This window comes from Candidatus Izemoplasma sp. (genome assembly GCF_982632705.1).
The window spans coordinates 1-2,914 of sequence record NZ_CEXEES010000099.1; the positions used below are offsets into that span (position 1 = coordinate 1).

Consider the following 2,914-nt stretch of genomic DNA (forward strand, 5'->3'; position numbering starts at 1 on the left):
TAAGTTTTCTCTTATGCATAATCCCACCAAATGTTGCATGTAGGCATGCTGCGAATCCACCTAAGAATAATTCATATGGTGCAAACCCTTGTCCTGAGTAACTTACTGCAAGTTTATGATCTTTGTTTTCTAGAGTTCCTTCAGAGGAAGGACCAAATGTTAATTTGATTTCATTAGCCATATTATTACTCCTTATTTTTTATTGTCATTGTAACGCTGTTTACACTCTAAAATCAATTCTAATGCATCAATTTTATCATGAAAGTCAAATACTTCCACAACTTTGTTTTGTTGTAAGTCTTTATAAGTTTTGAAGAAGTGTTTCACTTCACGTAATGTATGCTTTTGAATATCTCTAAGCTCGTTTACATGACTGAATCTTGGATCGCTATCTACGACTGCAATAATTTTTTGATCAGGTTCTCCGTTATCAACCATATCTAGGTAACCTACTATTCTTGCATCTACAACACACCCTGGGAATGTCTTAGATGAAGCTAGTATCAAGATATCAAGTGGATCGTCATCCTCGGCTAAAGTATGCTCTATATATCCATACTCTGCAGGATATGTCATTGGTGAATATAGCACTCTATCTAATTTAATTCTATTGTTTACTTTATCAATTTCATATTTGTTTTTTGTTCCCATAGGAATTTCAACTATGGCCTCATATATTTTTACCATCATATTACCTTCTTTCCTCTATAACATTATACAAGATAATGAGATATTTTCAATAGATATTTCGTGTGTAAACAATTATTGTGTACTCAGTAAAACATATACTTATAAATTGGAGTATGGTAAAATTAAATAGACTTTTGGGAGGTGTATCTATGAGTAAAAAATATGTTGATGAAATACGAAACTTGGTGAAACAGGGTTTATCTAAAGAAACGTTTAATGCTGAACTTCTTAAATTTCATCCGTATGAGTTAAGTGAGTCATTACTTCTGATGAATGATGATGAAAGATTACTAATTTATAAAAGATTATCTGCTGCTGAAATTGCTGAATCATTTGGTTATCTTGAGGAAGATGAGGCAATTAATTTGTTTAATGGTATGAAACCGAAGTACATTGCAAACATCCTTCAAGAACTAGAAATGGATGATGCGGTTGATATTATCGAACATATGCCTGAGAAAGAACAGGCAGCATATCTTACATTAATGGATGAGAACCATCGAAATAAAATAAAAAATCTCCTTAAATATACAGAAGATACCGCAGGAAGCATTATGACAACTGAGTATATTGCTGTAAGTGTAAAAGATTCAGTAGAGAAAGCTATGAAAAAGATGATATCTCAAGCTGTTGATGCAGGGACGATTTATACAATTTATGTTATTGATTCGTCAGGAGTCTTAGTAGGTACTATGTCTCTTAGAGAACTTATTTTAGCTCGAAAAGGTGAGTTAGTAAGTGAAATAATGAATAAAAGATTGATTAGTGTAAAAGCAGGTGCAGATCAAGAAGACGTTGCTGATTTGATTCAAGATTATGATTTTCCATCTATACCTGTTGTTGATCACTTGAATAGAATACTCGGTGTTGTAACGGTAGATGACATTATCGATGTTATCGAAGAAGAAGCACTAGAAGATTACTCAAAATTTGCTGGTATTAGTGACGCAGAAATTGATCACGAAACAGAAACAATTTGGATGAGTAGTAAAAAAAGAATTCCATGGCTATTGGTTTTAAGTGTTCTTGGTTTCTTTACTTCAATGCTTCTTGCAAATTTTGAAGATACTTTGAGTAAAGTAACATCACTTGCATTATTCATACCAATGATTCTAGGTATGGCAGGAAATACCGGAACTCAATCCCTTGCGGTAACTGTAAGGGGATTAAATGAAGGTGAATTTAATACCGGAGGAAAGATTCGTAAACATCTAGTACGTGAGGTCGGTACAGGCTTACTAAATGGAATTCTAATAGGTGCGATTCTATTTGTAGTCACATACTTGTTCTTGTCATTAACAAACACTTCTAACGCAATAACAATAACTCAGGTCGTTAGTTTAAGTATTGTTTCCAGTTTAACTGTAGCAACATTCAGTGGAGCTCTTATTCCGATTATAATCAATTCATTCAAAGTTGATCCAGCAATTGCCAGTGGTCCATTTGTAACAATGATTATTGATATAATGGCTCTAACGGTTTATTTCGGATTAGCGCAAATATTATTTAAAGCACTACTATAGAAAAAGCATTCACAATTGTGAATGCTTTTATTTTAACAAATCTAACTGACTAAGACAGTAATCCTTATCTTCTTTTTTCTCGACATGGTCAACCAATTCATAAGCTTCTTTTAGATATTGATCTTTTAGTTCAATATTATTCAAAACTTTATACGCAAATGCCATTGCTTCAAAAGCAAAAACAGCATCAAAATCTTTTATCTCATTATCCAAAGTTTCTTCAAAACATGTTTTCGCATGGTATAAAGCAGCTTCCCCAATTCCTAAAACACTATAAACGTGACTAATCATCCATTCTCCTCGAACGATATTCAAAATAGTTCCTCCAGCTTGAATCCAGTAATGTAATGATTTGTGAGCCAAAGATATCATTTCAAGATCATCACTTGAGCTCCTGTCCTTCTTATCTATTAAACCCCAAACGGCATTAAAACTATCAATTGCAGTTTTCTTTAAATCTACTTTTTCCATATTATAACTCCTTTATCATTTTAACATGATCTATATCAGCTTCTTGAAATATGTCACCAACAATAGAATATCCAAGGTTCAGATAAAAATCTTTAACATACATTTGTGCATGTAATATAATTTCTTGCAATCCACTTTCTTTTGCATAATTCTCAATCTTTTGCATAAGTGCAGTAGCAATTCCCTTTTTGCGATATTCCTTTAAAGTCGCAACTCGACCAACCTTGTTA

General features: G+C 32.7%; 5 protein-coding genes. 1 reads left to right on the top strand and 4 read right to left on the bottom strand.

Features of this window, described 5'->3' with window-relative positions:
- Positions 1-181, bottom strand: a 181-nt coding sequence (locus tag AC2LE6_RS08770; RefSeq protein WP_484478881.1) for an OsmC family protein, incomplete at its 3' end; no start/stop codon positions are given.
- A gap of 11 nt (positions 182-192) precedes the next feature.
- Positions 193-687, bottom strand: a complete 495-nt coding sequence (locus AC2LE6_RS08775) for an inorganic diphosphatase (protein WP_484478885.1) — start codon at positions 685-687, stop codon at positions 193-195.
- Positions 688-839: 152 nt separating this feature from the next.
- Here AC2LE6_RS08775 and mgtE point away from each other — a divergent pair, with 152 nt between their 5' ends.
- Positions 840-2,213 (top strand): magnesium transporter, encoded by a 1,374-nt coding sequence (gene mgtE, locus AC2LE6_RS08780; RefSeq protein WP_484478882.1) that lies wholly within the window; start codon positions 840-842, stop codon positions 2,211-2,213.
- Between the two features lie 27 nt (positions 2,214-2,240).
- On the opposite strand, the gene AC2LE6_RS08785 is transcribed toward mgtE, so the two are convergent.
- Positions 2,241-2,684: a hypothetical protein gene (locus tag AC2LE6_RS08785; RefSeq protein WP_484478883.1), complete on the bottom strand. Its 444-nt coding sequence runs from the start codon at positions 2,682-2,684 to the stop codon at positions 2,241-2,243.
- 1 nt (position 2,685) lies between these two features.
- Positions 2,686-2,914, bottom strand: a 229-nt coding sequence (locus tag AC2LE6_RS08790; protein ID WP_484478884.1) for a GNAT family N-acetyltransferase, incomplete at its 5' end; no start/stop codon positions are given.